Source organism: Streptomyces sp. NPDC048270 (assembly GCF_040652335.1).
GTDB lineage: Bacteria > Actinomycetota > Actinomycetes > Streptomycetales > Streptomycetaceae > Streptomyces.
In genome coordinates this window covers 74,606-96,080 of record NZ_JBEZLV010000001.1, presented here as the reverse complement: position 1 = coordinate 96,080, position 21,475 = coordinate 74,606, and the positions used below count along the sequence as shown (strand labels likewise).

General features: G+C 71.2%; 16 protein-coding genes. 7 read left to right on the top strand and 9 right to left on the bottom strand.

What is annotated here, in order from left to right; translation table 11 throughout:
• Window positions 1-364: 364 nt before the first annotated feature.
• From AB0D66_RS00390 to AB0D66_RS00365, 6 genes are all read left to right on the top strand, one after another.
• Complete coding sequence (locus tag AB0D66_RS00390; RefSeq protein ID WP_362294327.1) at window positions 365-1,579, top strand: ROK family transcriptional regulator; 1,215 nt, start codon at window positions 365-367, stop codon at window positions 1,577-1,579.
• Between the two features lie 118 nt (window positions 1,580-1,697).
• The gene (locus AB0D66_RS00385; RefSeq protein WP_362294324.1) at window positions 1,698-2,810 is read left to right on the top strand and encodes a substrate-binding domain-containing protein; all 1,113 of its coding nucleotides are present in this window, start codon (window positions 1,698-1,700) and stop codon (window positions 2,808-2,810) included.
• A gap of 169 nt (window positions 2,811-2,979) precedes the next feature.
• On the top strand, window positions 2,980-3,768 hold the full coding sequence (locus AB0D66_RS00380) for an ATP-binding cassette domain-containing protein (RefSeq protein WP_069922436.1): 789 nt from the start codon (window positions 2,980-2,982) through the stop codon (window positions 3,766-3,768).
• A 62-nt stretch (window positions 3,769-3,830) separates the two neighbouring features.
• Window positions 3,831-5,081 carry a sugar ABC transporter permease gene (locus AB0D66_RS00375; RefSeq protein WP_362294917.1) on the top strand — a complete coding sequence of 417 codons (1,251 nt, stop codon included), beginning with the start codon at window positions 3,831-3,833 and terminating at the stop codon, window positions 5,079-5,081.
• A 251-nt stretch (window positions 5,082-5,332) separates the two neighbouring features.
• Window positions 5,333-7,249 carry a 1-deoxy-D-xylulose-5-phosphate synthase gene (gene dxs, locus AB0D66_RS00370; RefSeq protein WP_362294320.1) on the top strand — a complete coding sequence of 639 codons (1,917 nt, stop codon included), beginning with the start codon at window positions 5,333-5,335 and terminating at the stop codon, window positions 7,247-7,249.
• Between the two features lie 116 nt (window positions 7,250-7,365).
• Complete coding sequence (locus tag AB0D66_RS00365; protein WP_362294318.1) at window positions 7,366-8,862, top strand: amino acid permease; 1,497 nt, start codon at window positions 7,366-7,368, stop codon at window positions 8,860-8,862.
• A gap of 4 nt (window positions 8,863-8,866) precedes the next feature.
• On the opposite strand, the gene AB0D66_RS00360 is transcribed toward AB0D66_RS00365, so the two are convergent.
• The 6 genes from AB0D66_RS00360 to AB0D66_RS00335 all read right to left on the bottom strand — a co-directional run bounded on the left by AB0D66_RS00360 (window position 8,867) and on the right by AB0D66_RS00335 (window position 16,621).
• Window positions 8,867-9,907, bottom strand: coding sequence for an LCP family protein (locus tag AB0D66_RS00360; RefSeq protein ID WP_362294315.1), 1,041 nt, complete (start codon window positions 9,905-9,907; stop codon window positions 8,867-8,869).
• A 91-nt stretch (window positions 9,908-9,998) separates the two neighbouring features.
• Complete coding sequence (locus AB0D66_RS00355; protein ID WP_362294312.1) at window positions 9,999-12,137, bottom strand: 3-hydroxyacyl-CoA dehydrogenase NAD-binding domain-containing protein; 2,139 nt, start codon at window positions 12,135-12,137, stop codon at window positions 9,999-10,001.
• Window positions 12,134-13,360, bottom strand: coding sequence for an acetyl-CoA C-acyltransferase (locus tag AB0D66_RS00350; RefSeq protein WP_266997582.1), 1,227 nt, complete (start codon window positions 13,358-13,360; stop codon window positions 12,134-12,136). The genes AB0D66_RS00355 and AB0D66_RS00350 overlap by 4 nt, the downstream gene beginning before the upstream one ends.
• Window positions 13,361-13,596: 236 nt before the next feature.
• Window positions 13,597-14,880, bottom strand: a complete 1,284-nt coding sequence (locus AB0D66_RS00345) for a ribonuclease D (protein ID WP_362294309.1) — start codon at window positions 14,878-14,880, stop codon at window positions 13,597-13,599.
• A gap of 124 nt (window positions 14,881-15,004) precedes the next feature.
• Window positions 15,005-15,667, bottom strand: coding sequence for a response regulator transcription factor (locus AB0D66_RS00340; protein ID WP_069922445.1), 663 nt, complete (start codon window positions 15,665-15,667; stop codon window positions 15,005-15,007).
• 297 nt (window positions 15,668-15,964) lie between these two features.
• Complete coding sequence (locus tag AB0D66_RS00335) at window positions 15,965-16,621, bottom strand: DUF3000 domain-containing protein (RefSeq protein ID WP_362294306.1); 657 nt, start codon at window positions 16,619-16,621, stop codon at window positions 15,965-15,967.
• A 91-nt stretch (window positions 16,622-16,712) separates the two neighbouring features.
• On the opposite strand from AB0D66_RS00335, the gene hemE reads away from it, so the two are divergent.
• Window positions 16,713-17,777: a uroporphyrinogen decarboxylase gene (hemE, locus tag AB0D66_RS00330; RefSeq protein ID WP_362294304.1), complete on the top strand. Its 1,065-nt coding sequence runs from the start codon at window positions 16,713-16,715 to the stop codon at window positions 17,775-17,777.
• Between the two features lie 40 nt (window positions 17,778-17,817).
• Here the strand turns inward: hemE and AB0D66_RS00325 are convergent, their stop codons facing one another.
• From AB0D66_RS00325 to AB0D66_RS00315, 3 genes are all read right to left on the bottom strand, one after another.
• A complete protein-coding gene (locus tag AB0D66_RS00325) occupies window positions 17,818-18,795 on the bottom strand; it encodes a hypothetical protein (protein ID WP_362294302.1) in 978 nt (325 codons plus the stop codon).
• Window positions 18,796-18,925: 130 nt separating this feature from the next.
• Window positions 18,926-20,332, bottom strand: coding sequence for an FAD-dependent oxidoreductase (locus tag AB0D66_RS00320; protein WP_362294299.1), 1,407 nt, complete (start codon window positions 20,330-20,332; stop codon window positions 18,926-18,928).
• A gap of 62 nt (window positions 20,333-20,394) precedes the next feature.
• Entirely contained in the window at window positions 20,395-21,423 is a 1,029-nt protein-coding gene (locus AB0D66_RS00315; protein ID WP_362294297.1) for a DUF4349 domain-containing protein, read from the bottom strand.
• Window positions 21,424-21,475: the final 52 nt, after the last annotated feature.

Below are 21,475 nucleotides of genomic sequence, written 5' to 3'. Positions count from 1 at the left end.
ATCAGTGGATCGGAGAGAACCGGCGGATCAGCCGACGAGGGCGAGAGCGCGGCAAGGACTTCGATCGGGACTCATCCCGAACACCTCCTCGCATAGCGCTGTCATCACGGGGCGCGGTCCGGCCGGAAAGGCCGCAGAGGACCGGCGCCTCAGCGACCGTAGCACGATCTCCGCGACCGTTCTCTCCCTCTTATGGCCGATGTGGCGGTTTGGTCCCGTGTCAGCCTCTTGACGTCTGGATGCGCAAAGGCTCGACTTAAGGTTCACAAGTTGGAGAGACGCCGGGGTCTCGGAGCGCGCAGCGCCGTTCCCCCGGCCGGGGGGCGACGGCTGGCCGTCGCTTATGGGCAGGAGTGGATGAGTCGTGCAGACTCCCGGATCGCAGTCCTCGCTGCATCGCGCGAATCTCGAACGGGTCGTGCGGGCGGTGCGGCTCGCGGGTTCGCTGACCCAGGCGGAGATCGCCCGTGCCACCGGACTGTCGGCGGCCACGGTCTCCAACATCGTCCGTGAGCTCAAGGAGGGCGGGACCGTCGAGGTCACCGACACCTCGGCGGGCGGCCGGCGGGCCCGCAGCGTGTCGCTCAGCGGGGACGCGGGCATCGTGATCGGCGTGGACTTCGGCCACACCCACCTGCGGGTGGCCGTCGGCAACCTCGCGCACCAGGTGCTGGCCGAGGAGGCCGAGCCGCTGGACGTGGACGCCTCCTGGGTGGAGGGCTTCGACCGGGCGGAAGCGCTGGTCGGACGCTTGATCGCGGGCATCGGGGTGAGCCTGGGCAAGGCCATCGGCGTCGGCCTGGGCGTGCCCGGCCCGATCGACGTCGAGTCCGGAACCCTCGGCTCGACCGCCATCCTGCCCGGCTGGGCCGGGATCAACCCCCGCGAGGAGCTCTCGCGGCGCCTCGGCGTGCCCGTGTACGTGGACAACGACGCGAACCTCGGGGCGCTCGGCGAACTCGTTTGGGGGAGCGGGCGCGGAGTGAAGGACCTCGCCTACATCAAGGTGGCCAGCGGCGTCGGCGCGGGGCTGGTGATCAACGGTCAGATCTACCGCGGCCCGGGCGGCACGGCGGGCGAGATCGGGCACATCACCCTCGACGAATCGGGCCCCGTCTGCCGCTGCGGGAACCGCGGCTGCCTGGAGACCTTCGCGGCGGCCCGGTACGTGCTTCCCCTCCTCCAGGGCAGCCACGGACCGGAGTTGACGATGGAACGGGTGGTCGAGCTGGCCCGGGAGGGGGACCCGGGCTGCCGCCGGGTGATCACCGACGTGGGCCGCCACGTCGGCAGCGGCGTGGCCAGTCTGTGCAACCTCCTGAACCCGAGCCGGGTGGTCCTCGGGGGCTCGCTCGCGGAGGCCGGTGAACTGGTCCTGGCTCCCATCCGTGAATCAGTGGGGAGGTACGCGATCCCGAGCGCCGCCCGCCAGCTCTCGGTGCTGACGGGCTCCTTGGGGGGGCGGGCCGAGGTGCTGGGCGCACTCGCCCTGGTGCTCAGCGAGATGGGCGATTCGACGCTTTTGTCAGACCATGGAAGTGGAGTGCGAACTCCAGCCGCCATGTCTTCAGTTAGATAACGGATGGCACCGTTGTCATCTCGTTAAGGATTCACTCCTTGACGGCAAACTTGCGGCCGGGGTTGACTCACACCCACCTCGGCCGCAGCGTTGCGGCCTCGTCAGGGAGGTTCAAGTAATGAACACGCGTATGCGCAGAGCCGCCGTAGCCGTAGCCGCCGGTGCCATGGCCGTTTCGCTTGCCGCCTGTGGCAGTGCCAAGGAGGCCGGAGACAAGACCAAGGAGACCGGAGCCGCCGCGGGCGACGCCATCAAGGTCGGTCTCCTGCTCCCGGAGAACCAGACCGCGCGCTACGAGAAGTTCGACAAGCCGCTCATCGAGAAGACGGTCAAGGAACTGACCGGCGGCAAGGGCGAGGTCGTCTACGCCAACGCCAAGCAGGACGCGACCACCCAGAACTCCCAGGTCGACACGATGATCACCAACAAGGTGAACGTCCTCATCGTCGACGCGGTGGACTCCAAGGCCATCGCCGGCTCGGTCAAGAAGGCCAAGGAGGCCGGCATCCCGGTCGTCGCCTACGACCGCCTCGCCGAGGGCCCGATCGACGCCTACACCTCCTTCGACAACGAAGAGGTCGGCAAGGTCCAGGGCAAGGCGCTCCTCGAGGCGCTGGGCGACAAGGCCAAGGACGGCCAGATCGTCATGATGAACGGCTCGGTCACCGACCCGAACGCCAAGCTCTTCAAGTCCGGCGCGCACTCCGTCCTCGACGGCAAGGTGAACGTCGGCAAGGAGTACGACACCGTCGAGTGGAAGCCGGAGAACGCCAACACGAACATGGCGGCCGCCCTCTCGGCGCTCGGCAAGGACAAGGTCATCGGCGTCTACTCCGCCAACGACGGCATGGCCGGCGGCATCATCACCGCCCTCAAGGCCGCCGGCGTCACCCCCCTGCCCCCGGTCACCGGCCAGGACGCCGAACTCGCCGGTGTGCAGCGCATCGTCGCGGGCGAGCAGTTCATGAGCGTCTACAAGCCGTACGCCCCCGAGGCCGAGGCCGCGGCGAAGATGGCCGTCGCCCTCGCCAAGGGCGAGAAGGTCACCGGCGTCACCACCTCCACGGTCGACAGCCCGACCACCAAGGGCGTCCCGGCCGTGCTGATCCCGGTCGTCTCGCTCACCAAGAACAACATCAAGGACACCGTCGTCAAGGACGGCGTCTACACGGTCGACGAGATCTGCACCGACAAGTACGCGGCCGCCTGCGCCACCCTCGGCCTCAAGTAGGCCCCCGCCGCCCCCGAGGCGGCCCCCCGTGCCTGCCCGGCGCCCCGCTCCTTCTTACCCCGCCACCCGCGGGGCGCCGGGCAGAAGCGTTTGCTCCCAGGCTCAATCCCCCATTCGCCCCGCTCCTGCTCTTTTGCACGACATCCCCGCCGGTCAGGCGGCGAAGGAGATGGTTCATGTGTCCGCTGCGCCCGTGCTGGCGTTGCGAGGGGTCTCGAAGCGGTTCGGCGCCGTTCAGGCCCTGACCGACGTAGAACTCGAGATCCACTCCGGTGAAGTGGTCGCCCTCGTCGGCGACAACGGCGCCGGCAAGTCCACGCTGGTCAAGACGATCGCCGGCGTGCACCCCATCGATGACGGCGTCATCGAGTGGGAGGGCCGCCCGGTCTCCATCGGCAAGCCCCACGACGCCCAGAACCTGGGCATCGCGACGGTCTACCAGGACCTCGCCCTGTGCGACAACATCGATGTCGTCGGAAACCTCTTCCTCGGCCGCGAACTCAAGCGCCGCGGTGTCCTGGACGAGGTGGAGATGGAGCGCCGTGCCCGCGAGCTCCTGACCACGCTGTCCATCCGGATCCCCAGTGTCCGGATCCCCATCGCCTCGCTCTCCGGCGGGCAGCGCCAGACGGTGGCCATCGCCCGTTCGATGCTCGGCGAGCCCAAGCTCGTGATCCTCGACGAGCCCACCGCCGCCCTCGGCGTCGAGCAGACCGCGCAGGTCCTCGACCTGGTCGAGCGGCTGCGCGAGCGCGGCCACGCCGTGATCCTCATCAGCCACAACATGGCCGATGTGAAGGCCGTCGCCGACAAGGTGGCGGTCCTGCGGCTGGGCCGCAACAACGGCGTCTTCACCGTCGCCGACACCTCGCAGGAAGAGATCATCTCCGCCATCACGGGAGCCACGGACAACGCCGTGACCCGCCGGGCGGCCCGCACCGGGGAGGCTCGCAAGTGAGCACCGACAACCCAGCCGCCGACCCGCTCGACAAGGCGGCGGCGAACCCCGCGGACCACGAGGTGGTCAACCCGGCCGCGGCCGCGGACGCCATCCCGGCCGTGGACCCGCGCCTGCTCGTCCGCGAGCAGGGCCTGTCCGGGTACCTCAGCGAGTTCGGGCGCAAGATGAAGGCCGGCGACCTGGGATCCATCCCGGTCGTCCTCGGTCTGATCATCATCTGGTCCATCTTCCAGGGGCTGAACTCCAACTTCCTCTCCCCGGAGAACCTCTCCAACATCGCCATCACGATGGTGGCCACCGGCATGATGGCCGTCGGCATCATCTTCGTGCTGCTGCTCGGCGAGATCGACCTCTCGGTCGGCTCGGTCAGCGGCGTCTCGGGCGCGATCGTCGCCGTCCTCGCCGTCACCAACGGCGTGAACGAATGGCTGGCCATCCTCGCCGCCGTCGCGGGCGGCGCCCTGATCGGCTCGATCCACGGCTTCTTCTTCGCCAAGATCGGCGCCCCGGCCTTCGCGGTCACCCTGTCGGGCCTGCTCTTCTGGTCCGGTGCCATGCTGCAGATCCTCGGCAGCAACGGCACGATCAACCTCGACTCCGAGGGCGTGGTCGGGCAGCTGACCACGTACTTCTTCTCGGACGTGGCCGTCGGCTACGGCCTGGCGGCGGTCGCGGTGGTCGGGTACTTCCTCGCCACCTTCTTCGACAACCGCCGCCGCGAGGCAGCCGGGGTCCCCTCCCGGCCGCTCGGCGAGATCCTGCTGCGCACCGGCCTGCTCGCGGTGTTCACCTTCGGTCCCGCGATCGTGTTCAACCAGTACAAGGGCCTGCCGCTCGCGGTGGTGCTGTTCGTGCTGGCCCTGGTCGCCACGGACTTCGTGCTGCGCCGCACGACCTTCGGCCGAAACGTTTTCGCACTCGGCGGCAGCGTCGAGGCCTCCCGCCGCGCGGGCATCAACGTCACCGGCATCCGCATCGCGGTCTTCGCCATCGCCGGCACCTTCGCGGCCATCGGCGGGCTCTTCTGGGCCTCCAAGATCGCCGCGGCCAACCAGAGCGCCGGCGCCGGCGACCTGCTGATGAACGTGATCGCGGCGGCCGTCATCGGCGGCACCAGCCTCTTCGGCGGCCGGGGCCGGACCTGGAACGCCCTCCTCGGCGTCATGGTCATCACCTCGATCCAGTACGGTCTGGCCCTGGAGGGGATCGCGACTCCGATCCAGTACATGATCACGGGCGCCGTACTGCTGGCCACCGTGGTGATCGACTCGGTCACGCGCAAGACCCAGAAGACGGCCGGACGGGCCTGACGCCCGCCCGGTCGCCCGGGTCGCCGGTAAGACCCGTCACAGTGCCCGGTGCCACTTCGCGTGGCGCCGGGCATCCGTGCGTACGCGGTCAGGTACGCCTGTGCGGGTATACGCCCGTTTGTGATGTGTGACCCCGGGGCGGTGCGTACATGTATGACAAAGGTGTGACCCTCCCGGGACGGCCCGATGACCGCGCCCGCCGACGGAACATTAGACTCGACAGACCAGCAAGCAACTGCAAGGAGGCACGGGTGCTGCTGACCCGCATCAAGGGACCGCGCGATCTGGACCGGCTCAGCCAGGAGGAGCTCGACCAGCTCGCCGCCGAGATCAGGTCCTTCCTCGTCGACGCCGTCTCCAAGACCGGCGGGCACCTCGGCCCCAACCTCGGGGTGGTCGAACTGACGATCGCCCTGCACCGGGTCTTCGACTCGCCCAAGGACAAGGTCCTCTTCGACACCGGCCACCAGGCCTACGTCCACAAGCTGCTCACCGGCCGCCAGGACTTCGCCGGCCTGCGCACCAAGGGCGGCCTGTCCGGCTACCCCTCGCGCGCCGAGTCCGAGCACGACGTGATCGAGAACTCGCACGCCTCCACCGTGCTGGGCTGGGCCGACGGCATCGCCAAGGCCAACGAGGTGCTCGGCCGGGAGGACCACCACGTCGCCGCCGTCATCGGCGACGGCGCGCTGACCGGAGGCATGGCCTGGGAGGCGCTGAACAACATCGCCGCCGCCAAGGACCGCCCCCTGGTCATCGTCGTCAACGACAACGAGCGCTCCTACGGCCCCACCATCGGCGGCCTCGCCAACCACCTGGCGACCCTGCGCACCACGGACGGCTACGAGCGCTTCCTGGCCCGCGGCAAGGACCTCCTGGAGCGCACGCCGGTCGTCGGCAAGCCGCTCTACGAGACCCTGCACGGGGCCAAGAAGGGCCTCAAGGACTTCATCGCCCCGCAGGGCATGTTCGAGGACCTGGGGCTGAAGTACATCGGCCCCATCGACGGCCACGACATCGAGGCCCTGGAGTCGGCCCTGCAGCGCGCCAAGCGCTTCAGCGGCCCCGTCATCGTGCACTGCCTCACCCAGAAGGGCCGCGGCTACGAGCCGGCCGTCCAGGACGAGGCGGACCGCTTCCACGCGGTCGGCGTGATCCACCCGGACACCGGCCTGCCGGTCTCCACCGACGCCGCCAGCTGGACCTCCGTCTTCGCCGACGAGATGGTCAAGCTCGGCAAGGAGCGCAAGGACATCGTCGCGATCACCGCGGCCATGCTCCAGCCGGTGGGCCTGAAGAAGTTCGCGGACGCCTACCCCGACCGGATCTTCGACGTCGGCATCGCCGAGCAGCACGGCGCCACCTCGGCGGCGGGCCTGGCCACCGGCGGCGCCCACCCGGTCTTCGCGGTGTACGCGACCTTCCTCAACCGCGCCTTCGACCAGGTCCTGATGGACGTCGCCCTGCACAAGTGCGGGGTCACCTTCGTCCTGGACCGCGCCGGTGTCACCGGCACCGACGGCGCCTCCCACAACGGCATGTGGGACATGTCCATCCTGCAGGTCGTCCCCGGCCTGCGGCTGGCCGCACCGCGCGACGCGGAGCAGCTGCGCGCCCAGCTGAACGAGGCCGTCCAGGTCAAGGACGCGCCGACCGTGGTGCGCTTCTCCAAGGGCGTCGTCGGCCCGGCCGTCCCGGCCGTCGGCCGCATCGGCGGCATGGACGTGCTGCGCGCCCCGGCCCCCGAGGTCACCCGGCCGGACGTACTGCTCGTCTCCGTCGGCGCGCTCGCCCCGATGTGCCTGGAGATCGCCGATCTCCTCGACAAGCAGGGCATCTCCGCCACCGTCGTCGACCCCCGCTGGGTCAAGCCGGTGGACGAGGCGCTGGCCCCGCTCGCCGACCGCCACCGCGTGGTCGTCACCGTCGAGGACAACAGCCGCGCCGGCGGCGTCGGCTCCGCCGTCGCCCAGGCCCTGCGGGACGCGGGCGTCGACGTGCCGCTGCGCGACTTCGGCATCCCGCAGCGCTTCCTCGACCACGCCACCCGCAAGGAGGTCATGGCCGAAATCGGGCTGACCGCTCCGGACATCGCCCGGCAGGTCACCGGCCTGGTGGCGAAGTTGGACGGGCGCTACGACAGCGAGCCGGCCGCCGCCGTCGACTAGACGGATACCGGCCACTGGATCGACGCGCGGTTGCACGGCACGGGCCGGGAGATCACCCTTGAAGGGGTGGGCCTCCCGGCCCGTTCGCGTGCGTCACCTTGTTCGGAGGTGCGTTGGTGAGTACGGATCTGAACAGTCCTTTCCGCACCAAGTCGGTCGAGCAGTCCATCCGGGACACCGAAGAGCCGGAGCATGCGCTCAAGAAGTCGCTCTCGGCCTGGGACCTGACCGTCTTCGGCGTCGGCGTCATCATCGGCACCGGCATCTTCGTCCTCACCGGCAAGGTCGCCAAGGAGACCGCCGGCCCCGCCACCGCGCTGGCCTTCGTGGCCGCGGGCGTCGTGTGCGCGCTGGCCGCCCTCTGCTACGCCGAGTTCGCCTCGACCGTGCCCGTCGCCGGTTCGGCGTACACCTTCTCGTACGCCTCGATCGGCGAGCTCCCGGCCTGGATCATCGGCTGGGACCTCGTACTGGAATTCGCCCTCGGTACCGCCGTCGTCGCCGTCGGCTGGTCCGGGTACGTCCGCTCCCTCATGGACAACGCGAACATCCATCTACCGGTCGCGCTGCAAGGGCCGGACGTGCCCGGCGGCACCTTCGACCTGCTCGCCTTCATCCTGGTGCTGGTGCTGACCGCGATCCTGGTGGTCGGGGTGAAGCTGTCCGCGCGGATCACGGCGCTCGTCGTCGCGATCAAGGTCACGGTGGTGCTCATCGTGATCATCGCGGGCCTGTTCTTCATCAAGGGCAGCAACTACGAGCCCTTCATCCCGCCGGCCGTCAAGCAGGAGGGCGGCGCCGGGCTCGACGCCCCGCTGGTCCAGCTGATCTTCGGCTACGAGCCCACCAACTTCGGCATCATGGGCATTTTCACCGCGGCCTCGGTGGTGTTCTTCGCCTTCATCGGCTTCGACGTGGTCGCCACGGCCGCCGAGGAGACCACGCTGCCGCAGAAGGACATGCCGCGCGGCATCCTGGGCTCGCTGCTGATCTGCACCGTGCTGTACGTGGCGGTCTCCCTCGTGGTGACCGGCATGCAGCACTACAGCGAACTGTCGGTGAGCGCACCCCTGGCGGACGCCTTCAAGGCCGCCGGGCATCCCGTGTACGGCGGCATCATCAGCTTCGGCGCCGCGGTGGGCCTCACCACGGTCTGCATGATCCTGCTGCTGGGCCAGACCCGGGTGTTCTTCGCGATGAGCCGCGACGGCCTGCTGCCGCGGTTCTTCTCGGTGACCCACCCGAAGTACCGCACCCCGTACCGGCCGACGATCCTGCTCGGCGTGATCATCGCGATCGTCGCCGGATTCACCAGCATCAACGAGCTCGCGACACTGGTGAACATCGGCACGCTCTTCGCCTTCGTGGTCGTGGCGCTCGGCGTGATCATCCTGCGCCGCACCCGCCCCGACCTGCACCGGTCCTTCCGCACCCCGTGGGTGCCGGTGGTGCCCATCCTGTCGATCGCCGCGTCGGTCTGGCTGATGCTCAACCTGCCGGCCGAGACCTGGCTGCGCTTCGGCATCTGGATGGCGATCGGCATCATCGTCTACTACGCGTACGGGCGCAGCCACAGCCGGCTGGGCCGGTCCGGCCGCGACGCGAAGTACTAGCCCGTCAGCCCTTCGCCGGGGAGTCCTTCGCGGCGGCCGGGATCTTCTGGTCCTTGCGGAGGGCTTCCCACAGCTGGGTCGCCTGCGGCTCGGCCACGACCACCCGGTTGGGGTCGACCTTGTCGTAGGCGACCGGCAGCATGATGGTCTCCATCGTCTCCGGGTCCACGCCCTTCATGCTCTGGGCGAAGTCGGAGAGCGCGGTGAGCGAGGCGAGGTCGGAGTCGGTGGTCAGCGACTTGGTCGCGGCGTCGGCGAGCTTGTACAGGCGGGCCGGGTTGCCGAAGGCGTCCTGCTTCTTTATCTCGGACAGCATCGCCATCATGAACTGCTGCTGGAGGCCGATGCGTCCGAGGTCGCTGCCGTCCCCGTAGCCGTAGCGGGTACGGACGAACTTCAGCGAGTCGGTGCCGTCGAGCCGGTGCGTGCCCGCGTCCAGCTTCAGGCCGCCCTTGGCCCCGGTCATCGGCTTGTCGAGGGTGACGGTGACCCCGCCCAGCGCGTCGACCAGACCCTTGAAGCCGGCGAAGTCCACCTCGACGAAGTGGTCCACGCGGACCCCGGAGAGCTGCTCCACCGTGTTGACCACACAGGCCGGACCGGCCAGCGAGTAGACGGAGTTGAACATGACGCGCTTGGCCGAGGGCACGGTCTTGCCGTCCTTGGCCTTGCACTCGGGCCGGGTGACCAGGGTGTCGCGGGGGATGCTCACCGCGGTCGCCTTGGCCCGGCCCTCGGGTATGTGCACCAGCATCGCGGTGTCCGAGCGGGCGCCGCCGACGTCGCCGTGGTCGAGGTCGGCGTTGGCCCCGGCCCGCGAGTCGGAGCCGATCACCAGGATGTTCTGCGCGTTCGCGGCCACCTTGGGCGGCCGGTTGTCGCCGATCGCCTGATCCAGGTCGACGCTGGAGATGTTGCCGTCGAGGTGGCTGTAGGCCCACCAGCCGGCCCCGGCCGTGCCCAGGACCAGCACGGCGACCAGCAGCAGGGTGATCCGCAGAATGCGGCGTCGGCGGCGCCTGGGCCGCGCGTGCGTGTCCGTCATGGGGGTGAATCTTAGACAGATATTCGAACGGCCGAAGCCCGCCCCCCGGAGGGGGCGGGCCACGCCGTGCGCTACCGGTCCGCGACCCGGACTAGGCCGGGACGCTCGCCAGGCCGGGGGCGAGGAACTTCTTGCCGTTCACGCGCTCCGAGACGCCTTCGCGGTCCAGGTACGGCGTGATGCCGCCCAGGTGGAAGGGCCAGCCGGCGCCCGTGATGAGGCAGAGGTCGATGTCCTGGGCCTCGGCCACGACACCCTCCTCCAGCATCAGGCCGATCTCCTGTGCCACCGCGTCCAGGACGCGGTCGCGGACCTGCTCCTCCGTCAGGACGGAGTCGCCCTGCACCAGGAGGGCGGCGACCTCGGGGTCCAGCTCCGGCTTGAAGCCGTTCTCCGCGGAGTAGACGTAGAAGCCGCGCTTGCCGGCCTTGACCACGGCCGCCAGGTTCGGCGAGACGGTGAAGCGCTCCGGGAAGGCGCGGTTCAGGGTCTCGGAGACGTGCAGGCCGATGGCCGGGCCGACGAGCTCCAGGAGGACCAGCGGGGACATCGGCAGGCCGAGCGGCTCGATGGCCTTCTCGGCGGTGGCCACCGGGGTGCCCTCGTCGATGACGTTCTGGATCTCGCCCATGAAGCGGGTCAGGATGCGGTTCACGACGAACGCCGGGGCGTCCTTGGTGAGGACCGCGGTCTTCTTCAGCTTCTTGGCGACACCGAAGGCCGTGGCCAGCGAGGCCTCGTCCGTCTGCTCACCGCGGACGATCTCCAGGAGCGGGAGGATCGCGACCGGGTTGAAGAAGTGGAAACCGACCACGCGCTCCGGGTGCTGGAGCCCCACGGCCATCTCCGACACCGACAGCGAGGAGGTGTTGGTGGCGAGGATCGCGTGCGCCGGGGCGACGGCCTCGACCTCCGCGAACACCTTCTGCTTGACGGACATCTCCTCGAACACGGCCTCGATGATGAAGTCCGCGTCCGCGAAGCCCTCGGCCTTGTCCAGGACACCGCTCACCAGGGCGGTCAGGCGGTTGGCCTTGTCCTGGTTGATGCGGCCCTTGCCGAGCAGCTTCTGGATCTCGGCGTGGACGTAGCCCACGCCCTTGTCCACGCGCTCCTGGTCGATGTCGGTGAGGACCACCGGCACCTCCAGGCGGCGCAGGAAGAGCAGCGCCAGCTGCGAGGCCATCAGGCCCGCGCCGACGACGCCGACCTTGGTGACCGGACGGGCCAGGGACTTGTCCGGGGCGCCGGCCGGGCGCTTGCCGCGCTTCTGGACCAGGTTGAAGGCGTAGATGCCCGAGCGCAGCTCGCCGCCCATGATGAGGTCGGCCAGGGCCGTGTCCTCGGCGTCGAAGCCGGCCTGGAGGTCGCCGTCCTTGGCCGCGGCGATGATGTCCAGCGCGCGGTAGGCGGCCGGAGCGGCGCCGTGCACCTTGGAGTCCGCGATGGCGCGGCCCTTGGCGACGGCCGCGTCCCAGGCCTCGCCGCGGTCGATCTCGGCGCGGTCGACCTGCGTGTCGCCCTTGAGGACGTTCGCGGTCCACAGGAGGGACTGCTCCAGGAAGTCGGCGCCCTCGAAGATCGCGTCGGCGATGCCGAGCTCGAAGACCTGCTTGCCCTTGAGCTGGCGGTTCTGGTTCAGCGAGTTCTCGATGATGACCGAGACCGCGCGCTCCGCACCGATCAGGTTCGGGAGGAGGGCGCAGCCGCCCCAGCCCGGGACCAGACCGAGGAAGACCTCGGGCAGCGAGAAGGCCGGGATGGCCTTGGAGACGGTGCGGTAGGTGCAGTGCAGGCCGACCTCGACACCGCCGCCCATCGCCGCGCCGTTGTAGTAGGCGAAGGTCGGGACCGCCAGCGCGGAGAGGCGCTTGAAGACGTCGTGGCCGCCCTTGCCGATGGCGAGGGCCTCGTCGTGCTTCTTCAGCAGCTCGACGCCCTTGAGGTCGGCGCCGACCGCGAAGATGAACGGCTTGCCGGTGATGCCCGCGCCGACGATGGAGCCGGCGGTGGCCTCCTGCTCGACCTGGTCGATCGCCGCGTTCAGGTTGGCGAGGGACTGCGGGCCGAAGGTGGTCGGCTTGGTGTGGTCGAAGCCGTTGTCCAGCGTGATGAGCGCGAAGCGCCCGGCGCCGAACGGCAGGTCCAGGTGGCGGACGTGCGCGGACGTGACGACCTCGTCCGGGAACAGCTCGGCCGCGCCCTTCAGGAGCTCAGCGGTGGTGCTCACTTGGAGTCTCCCTCGGCGTTGAAGTTCGGGTTCTCCCAGATGACCGTGGCGCCCATGCCGAAGCCGACGCACATGGTGGTCAGGCCGTAGCGGACGTGCGGCTGCTCCTCGAACTGGCGGGCCAGCTGCGTCATCAGGCGCACGCCGGACGAGGCCAGCGGGTGGCCGAACGCGATGGCGCCGCCGTACTGGTTCACGCGGGCGTCGTCATCGGCGATGCCGTAGTGCTCCAGGAAGGCCAGGACCTGGACCGCGAAGGCCTCGTTGACCTCGAACAGGCCGATGTCCTCGATGGACAGGCCGGCCTGGGCCAGGGCCTTCTCGGTGGCCGGGATCGGGCCGTAGCCCATGACCTCGGGCTCGACACCCGCGAAGGAGTACGAGACCAGGCGCATCTTGACCGGGAGGTTGTTCTCGCGGGCGAAGTCCTCGGACGCGATGATCGCGGCGGTGGCACCGTCGTTGAGACCGGCGGCGTTGCCCGCGGTGACCCGGCCGTGCGTACGGAACGGGGTCTTCAGGCCGGCCAGGTTCTCCAGGGTGGTGCCCGGGCGCATCGGCTCGTCGGTGGTGACCAGGCCCCAGCCCGTCTCGCCCGCGGCCTCGTTGGTGTTGCGCACCGAGATCGGTACCAGGTCCTGCTGGATCTTGCCGTCGGCGTACGCCTTGGCGGCCTTCTCCTGCGAGCGCACGGCGTACTCGTCGGCGCGGAGCTTGGTGATCGTCGGGTACCGGTCGTGCAGGTTCTCGGCGGTCATGCCCATGAACAGGGCGGACTCGTCGACCAGCTTCTCGGAGACGAAGCGCGGGTTCGGGTCGACGCCCTCGCCCATGGGGTGGCGGCCCATGTGCTCGACACCGCCGGCGAGGGCGACGTCGTACGCACCGAAGGCCACGCCGCCCGCGACCGCGGTCACGGCGGTCAGCGCGCCGGCGCACATGCGGTCGATCGAGTAGCCCGGGACGGACTGGGGGAGGCCCGCGAGGATGCCCGCGGTACGGCCCAGCGTGAGGCCCTGGTCGCCGATCTGCGTGGTCGCGGCGATGGCGACCTCGTCGATCTTCTTGGGGTCCAGGTCCGGGTTGCGGCGCAGCAGCTCCCGGATCGCCTTCACGACGAGGTCGTCGGCGCGGGTCCCGTTGTAGATGCCCTTCGGGCCCGCCTTGCCGAACGGGGTGCGGACGCCGTCGACGAAGACGACGTCCCTGACGGTACGAGGCACGTTGGCTCTCCTCCAGGTGCGGGTGTGCACTGCTGCGCGGGGGCGGCTCGGCACGCATTGCTGAGCGCCCGCTCACCCGGCCCATGCTACTTGCGGGTAACCCATGTGCACACCCCCTCCCCGAGGAGCGGCGAAGGTCACACTGCCGCGGGCCCCCGCAGCCCCCGCCCCCGGCGCGGAACGAGAAGACCCCCGGCGGGCGCCGGGGGTCTTCGGGGGTCTGCCGGAGGGGCGGGTCAGGCGGTCGCGGCCAGGGCCGTGGCCAGGGCCGCGGTGACCTGCTCCACCTGCCACGGACGGGCGCCGTAGCCGGCCAGGGCCTGGGCCACGGCATCCGCCTCCAGCCGCTGCGGGGGCTCCCAGCACAGCCTGCGGACCGTGTCCGGGGTGATCAGGTTCTCCTGGGGCAGGTTCAGCTCCTCCGCCAGTGCCGAGACGGCCGTGCGGGCCGCCGACAGCCGGGCCGCGGCCGCCGGGTCCTTGTCGGCCCAGGAGCGCGGCGGCGGCGGGCCGGCCGGGGTCGCCCCGGGCTGCGGCAGCTCGCTCTCGGGCAGGGCCTTCGCCCGGTCCACGGCGGCCATCCACTGCTCCAGCTGACGCCGGCCCATGCGCTGTCCGTAGCCGGGCAGGGTGGACAGGGTCTGCACGTTGGCCGGCAGGGCCAGGGCGGCCTCGACGATCGCGGCGTCGCCCAGCACCTTGCCGGGGGACACGTCGCGCCGCTGGGCGATCCGGTCCCGCGACTCCCACAGCTCCCGTACGACCGCCATCTGACGGCGGCGGCGCACCTTGTGCATGCCGGACGTACGGCGCCACGGGTCCTTGCGCGGCGGTGCGGGCGGGGCGGCGGCGATGGCCTCGAACTCCTGGCGGGCCCATTCCAGCTTGCCCTGCCCGTCCAGCTCCTCCTCCAGCGCGTCCCGCAGGTCGACGAGCAGCTCCACGTCCAGGGCGGCGTAGCGCAGCCACGGCTCGGGGAGCGGGCGGGTCGACCAGTCGACGGCGGAGTGGCCCTTCTCCAGCGCGTAGCCGAGCACGCTCTCGACCATCGCGCCCAGCCCGACCCGGGGGAAGCCGGCGAGGCGGCCGGCCAGCTCGGTGTCGAACAGGGAGGTGGGCACCATGCCTATTTCGCGCAGGCACGGCAGGTCCTGGGTGGCGGCGTGCAGGATCCACTCGGTCCCGGACAGGGCCTCGCCGAGTGCGGAGAGGTCGGGGCAGCCCACCGGGTCGATGAGCGCGGACCCCGCGCCCTCGCGGCGCAGTTGCACCAGGTAGGCGCGCTGGCCGTAGCGGTATCCGGAGGCGCGCTCGGCGTCGACGGCCACGGGGCCGGTGCCCGCGGCGAAGGCCGCGACCACTCGGGCGAGGGCGTCGGCGTCGGCGACGACCGGGGGGATCCCCTCACGGGGTTCCAGCAACGGAATCGGCGGCCCATCGGACGAACTGACGACATCGTCCGGGGGGCCGCCCCCGGTGGTGGTGCGCAGGTCTGCTGCGGTCTCTTGGGCGTCGGTCACCGGTCAAGGGTATCCGTGGAAGCGGCGCGCCCGTCGCCGGAACGATCCGTCGACGGGCGCGGGAGGGGAATGCGGACGTTTCCCGGGGTTTCCCCGGCATTCGCCCGGGAGCCTCGGAGTCGGGTCAGTGGATGATCCCGGTCCGCAGTGCGACGGCGACCATCCCGGCCCGGTCGCCGGTGCCCAGCTTGCGGGCGATCCGGGCGAGGTGGGACTTGACGGTCAGGGCGGACAGGCCCATCGAGACGCCGATGGCCTTGTTGGACTGGCCCTCCGCGACGAGGCGCAGGACCTCGACCTCGCGGCCGGAGAGCTCGCGGTAGCCGCCCGGGTGGCTCGGGGCACCCGGGGGGCGGCGGTGCATGCGGGCGGCGGCAGCGCCGATGGGGGCGGCGCCGGGCCGGCTGGGGAGCCCGATGTTGGTCCGCGTACCGGTGACGACGTAGCCCTTCACTCCGCCCGCGAGGGCGTTGCGCACGGCGCCGATGTCGTCGGCGGCGGACAGGGCCAGACCGTTCGGCCAGCCCGCGGCGCGGGTCTCCGAGAGCAGGGTGAGACCGGAACCGTCGGGCAGGTGTACGTCGGCCACGCAGATGTCGCGCGGGCTGCCGACGCGGGGGCGGGCCTCCGCGATGGACGACGCCTCGATCACGTCACGTACTCCGAGGGCCCACAGATGGCGGGTCACGGTGGAACGGACGCGCGGGTCGGCCACGACGACCATGGCCGTCGGCTTGTTCGGGCGGTAGGCGACCAGGCTTGCGGGCTGCTCGAGAAGAACGGACACCTAGGCCTCCTGGGGGAGTGGCGGGACGGCCGGCTCGGGGAAGGAAGCCGGTGCGAACCGTGCGGATGGTCACTGACTCCTTCGGCACGTCACCCGCCCGGCTTTAGGGAATGATCACGATTTGGTGAGTAACAATTCGGGCAATTCGGACGCACGATCGATCATAGGGTGATCAGAAGCCCACAACGGACGCCCCGTTGCGACACTCCGTAGCGGACTTCGACCACCCGTTCTGTGCCGCCCGCCCCGGCCGCCGGCCGGACGGCCCCTCGCGTCGTGGGCCGGACGGCCCCTTGCCTAGGGGTGGTGCGGACCGCGCCGCTGTGGCAGGGAGACCACGCCCGTGACGCTGTCGGTCGGCCCCACCGGCGGCAGCCCCGCGATCTGGCACAGCAGCTCGCACCAGGCCGCCAGGTGCGCCGAGGTGTCCGGCACCCCGCCCACGCCCTCGCGCGGCGTCCACGAGGCTCTGATCTCGATCTGCGTCGCCGGACGCCGCTCCGCGAGCCCGCCGAAGTAGTGCGAGCTCGCCATCGTCACGGTTCCGCTCGCCTCCCCGTACCCCAGCCCGCGCGCCTCCAGCGCCCCGGTCAGCCACGACCAGCACACCTCCGGGAGCAGCGGGTCCACGGCCATCTCCGGCTCGAGCTCCGCCCGTACGAGCGTCACCAGCCGGAAGGTCCCGTGCCAGGCGTCGTGCCCGGCCGGATCGTGGAGCAGGATGAGCCGGCCGTCGGCGAGGTCCTCCTCGCCGTCCACGACCGCCGCCTCCAGGGCGTAGGCGTACGGTGCGAGTCTCTGCGGCGGCTTGGTGGGGTCGATCTCGATCCCCGGACGCAGCCGCGCCTTCTTCAAGCCGTCGACCGCCCGCCGGAACGGGAGCGGGACGGAGCTCTCCTCCGCGCTGTCCATACCGTCAGCGCCATCTGAAAATCGTCCCTGAGCCGCAGCCATGCGGGGAAGACTAGGCGGAACGGGCGCCCGTACGGCGCAGGGACACCCGCACCGGGCCGGGCAACTCTTCATACGTGCGAAGATTTGGGTCGTGAGCGCCAACGACCGCCCCACGGGCCAGCCGAGTCAGACGTACGATTCCGCCTTCCTGAAGGCGTGCCGGCGGGAGCCGGTGCCGCACACCCCGGTGTGGTTCATGCGGCAGGCCGGGCGCTCGCTCCCCGAGTACCGCAAGGTGCGCGAGGGGACCCAGATGCTCGAGTCGTGCATGCGGCCCGACCTGGTCACCGAGATCACGCTCCAGCCGGTGCGCCGCCACAAGGTGGACGCGGCGATCTTCTTCTCCGACATCGTGGTCCCGCTGAAGGCCATCGGCGTCGACCTGGACATCAAGCCGGGCGTCGGCCCGGTCGTCGCCCAGCCGATCCGCCGCCGCGAGGACCTCGCACAGCTGCGCGACCTCACCCCTGAGGACGTCTCGTACGTCACCGAGGCGATCGGCATGCTCACGGGTGAACTGGGCGGCACGCCGTTGATCGGTTTCGCGGGTGCGCCTTTCACCCTCGCGAGCTACCTGGTCGAGGGCGGCCCCTCGAAGAACCACGAGCACACCAAGGCCCTGATGTACGGGGACCCGCAGCTGTGGGCCGACCTGCTGGACCGCCTCGCGGAGATCACCTCCGCCTTCCTGAAGGTCCAGATCGAGGCCGGCGCCTCCGCGGTCCAGCTCTTCGACTCCTGGGTCGGCGCGCTCGCCCCGGCGGACTACCGCCGCTCGGTGATGCCGGCGTCGGCGAAGGTCCTGGAGTCCGTCGCCTCGTACGGGGTCCCGCGGATCCACTTCGGCGTGGGCACGGGCGAGCTCCTCGGCCTGATGGGCGAGGCCGGCGCGGACGTCGTGGGCGTCGACTACCGGGTCGCGCTCGACGAGGCGGCCCGCCGGGTCGGCCGGGGCAAGGCGCTCCAGGGCAACCTGGACCCGGCCGTGCTCTTCTCCACCCCGGAGGCCGTCGAGGCCAAGGCGGACGAGGTCCTCGCGGCGGCCGCCGGCCTGGAGGGCCACGTCTTCAACCTGGGACACGGCGTCCTGCCGACCACGGACCCGGACGCCCTGACCCGCCTGGTGGACTACGTCCACACCAAGACGGCCCGCTGAGCCGAAGGCACCCGCGTACGGTCGACGCGTCCCCGAGGGGTCACTTCGGGGCGACGGCTCCCGAGTCCGGCGACAGCCGGAGCCCGGACGCGTCGACCGCCTCGAAGTCCGATCCCTTGAAGTCCTTGAGCGCGTCGAGCTGGGAGTTGTCCCAGCCGGAGTGCTCCTCGCCGGTGATGTACCAGGGCGAGCCGTTGTCCGCGACGATGGCGCCGTACTTCTTCAGCGCCTCGGCCACCGCCCTGGCCTGCGGCGGCAACCGCGTGGTGTCCACCGAGTCCTTGAGCCGCAGCCGCAGCCCCATGGGAGGCAGCGAGGCGTCCGCCGCGGCGCCCGCCTGGTGCCGGGCCGGCCAGAGGTAGCTCTGGTCCGAGCGGGGCACGGTGATGCGGATCGCGTGGTCGATCCGCCCGGCCGCCGCCTCCTCGTAGCGCACCAGGCCGGGGAGGATGGCCAGGCCGGCGGCGTCGGCCGAGGTCCACCCGTCGGGGCGCAGCTCGTGCGACCGCAGGTCGAAGATCGCGCCCGAGCCGGCGTGCCAGGCGTCGGGGCCCTGCTGCTTCGCGTCGAAGAGCTCGTAGGACTTGCACAGGCCGCGGTCCCACACGACGACGTGCCGGTCCCCGTCGCTCGCCGGACCGTTCTCGACCCTGGCGTCCTGCGGGATCCGGTACCCGGACCGCTCGCTCTCCTCCGGGTAGTCCAGGGTGACCTTCGTTTCCGGCACCTGGGTGTCCGAGACGGTGATGGGTATGCCGAAGGGCTGCCCCTCGATCAGCCCCGAGCCGAAGTCCGGGTGCAGGGGCTGCGCGGACCCGATCGAGGAGACGTACCGGGCCGATGCCGGGTGCAGCGGGAGCGTGTCCACGGGGGCGCGCCAGAAACTGTCCGGCAGCGAGGTCGCGCAGGGGCCGTCCCCCGGGGCGGCGGGAGCGGCGGACACCGGACCGGGCAGCAGGCACACGGCGGCGAGGGCGGTGGCGGTGGCGAGGGCGGGGATGTGCCTGGACGCGCGCAAGCGGGTCACCTCATCCGGACGGTCCCCGAGGCGAAGGCGCCTTCCAGCCTAGTACGGCGACCGGAAAGGTCCACCGGGGACCGTCCGGGGGCCCGGGAGCCCGCCCGGTCCGCCAGGGACCGCCCGGGGCCTAGGAGCCCGCCGCCCGCACCGCCGAGGCCGCCTTGCGGGCCGCCACCAGGATCGGGTCCCAGACGGGGGAGAACGGCGGGGCGTAGCCCAGGTCCAGCGAGACCATCTGCTCCACCGTCATACCGGCGGTCAGGGCCACCGCCGCGATGTCCACCCGCTTCGCGGAGCCCGCCGCGCCCACGATCTGCACGCCCAGCAGCCGGCCCGTGCGCAGCTCCGCCAGCATCTTCACCGTCATCTCCGCCGCGCCCGGGTAGTAGCCCGCCGTGTTGGTGGAGGTGATGGTCGCCGTCACGAACCGCAGGCCGGCCTCCCGCGCGTCGCGCTCGCGCAGGCCCGTGCGGGCGATCTCCAGCTCGCAGACCTTGCTGACCGCCGTGCCCACCACCCCCGGGAAGGTCGCGTAGCCGCCGCCCACTCCCGAACCGATGACCTGGCCGTGCTTGTTGGCGTGCGTGCCCAGCGGAATGTGCCGGGTGCGGCCCGCGACCAGGTCCAGGACCTCCACGCAGTCGCCGCCCGACCAGATGTCCTCGTGGCCCAGGACCCGCATCGAGAGGTCCGTGAGGATGCCGCCCGAGGAGCCGAGCGGCAGTCCGGCGGCGCGGGCCAGGGCCGTGCGCGGCTCCACGCCGATGCCGAGCACGACCACGTCCGCCGGGTACTCCTCGCCCGCGGCCGTCCGCACCGCCCGGGCCCGGCCGCGCTCGTCGGTGAGGATCTCCGTCACCTCGGCGCGGGAGACCGTACGGATCCCCATCCCGTTCATCGCGCGGTGCACCAGGCCGCCCATGTCCGGGTCCAGGGTGGCCATCGGCTGCTCGCCCCGGTGCAGGACGGTGACCTCGTACCCCCGCCCGACCAGGGCCTCCGCCATCTCCACGCCGATGTAGCCGGCGCCGACGACGACCGCCCGGCGGCCCTCCGGGGCGGCCGCGCCCTCCTTCGGATCCAGGTCCGTCATCAGACGCTGGCCGTCGTCCAGGGTCTGGATGCCGTGCACCCCGTGCGCGCCGATGCCGGGGAGCCGGGGGCGGACCGGACGCGCGCCCGTCGCCAGGACGAGCTTGTCGTAGCCCGTCCAGAACTCGGATCCGCTGTCCAGATCGCGGGCGCGGACCCGCGACCCGGGCAGGTCGAGCTCCACGACCTCGGTGCGGGTGCGCAGGTCGATGTCCCGGGCCCGGTGCTCCTCGGGGGTCCGGGCGATCAGGTCGTCCCGCTCGGGGACCAGGCCGCCGACCCAGTAGGGGATCCCGCACGCGGAGTACGAGGTGAAGTGCCCGCGCTCGAAGGCGACGATCTCCAGCTCCGCCGGGCCCTTGAGCCGCCGGGCCTGTGACGCGGCGGACATGCCCGCCGCGTCACCGCCGACCACCACCACGCGTTCCCTTGCCGCCGCCATCGTCCGCACCGCCCCTTCGCGCCGTCCACCGGATGGGGAACACGCTACGGGCGAACGCGCGTTCAGTCGCGTGCGCCGGCCTCCGCGGCACCGTCAGACGGGGAGGGGGAGGGGGAGGGCGGCGTCGAAGGCGCCGGCCGGGCCGCCGGGACCGCGGCCTGCTTCGGCGTCAGGCCCGCCTTCGGCCTGGCCGGGCGGAACTTCCGGTACAGCCGGTACCCCAGCGCCGCCAGCGCGGCCGCCAGGGCGAACGGCAGCAGTGCGCCGACCGCGACCGTCAGGTAGCGCACGACCTTGGTGAAGACCTCCCAGCCGCCGCTCAAGGCCCCCAGGAACGTCGGCTCCTTCTCCTTCTTCTTCTCCTGCGCCACCGGCTTCGCGGGAGGCTCGGAGACCTCCAGCGTGATCGTGCCCAGCGAGGTCTGGTCCTTCAGCGCCGTCTGCTGCGCCAGCAGCGACTCCAGGTCGGACTGGCGGCGGCTCAGCTCGCTCTCGAGCATCACCACCTCGCTCAGCGCCGAGGCCTTGCCCATCATCTCCCGCACCCGGGCCACGCTGGCCTGCTGGGACGCCACCCGGCTGCCGATGTCGGCCACCTTCTCCGTGACGTCCTGCGCGTCGACCTTGCGGTGCAGGAGCTTGCCGCTGCCCTCCATCGCCCCGAGCACCGCGTCATAGCGCTCGCCCGGCACCCGCAGGGTGAGCGTGGAGGTCATCCGGCCGTCCCCGCCGCGCTTGGTCGACTCGTTGCCCACGTAGCCGCCCGCTCCGTCGGCCGCCGTCCGGGCCGCGGACAGGGTCTTCTGGACGTCCTCCGTCTCGATGCCGAGGGTCGCCGTACGGATGACGTTGGGGCGGACGGTGACCGGCTGCTGCCCGTTCTTGTCGGCGGGGGAGGCGCCGGGCCCCGCCGGGGCGGGGGCCGCCGCGGCCCCCGGGGCCCCCTCCGGGGCCTTGTCGCCCTGGGCGGGCGCGACCGCCGCCTTGTCGGAGGCGCTGTCCCGGCTCCCGCCGGAAGCGCCGCAACCGGTGAGCGTGAGCGCCCCGGCCAGGGAGAGGGCGGCCGCCAGGGCCGCCGCAGAGCGATGCATCGTGTCAAACCCCCGAGTTTCGGCTGGTGTTGCCGTTTCGACGTACAGAGTC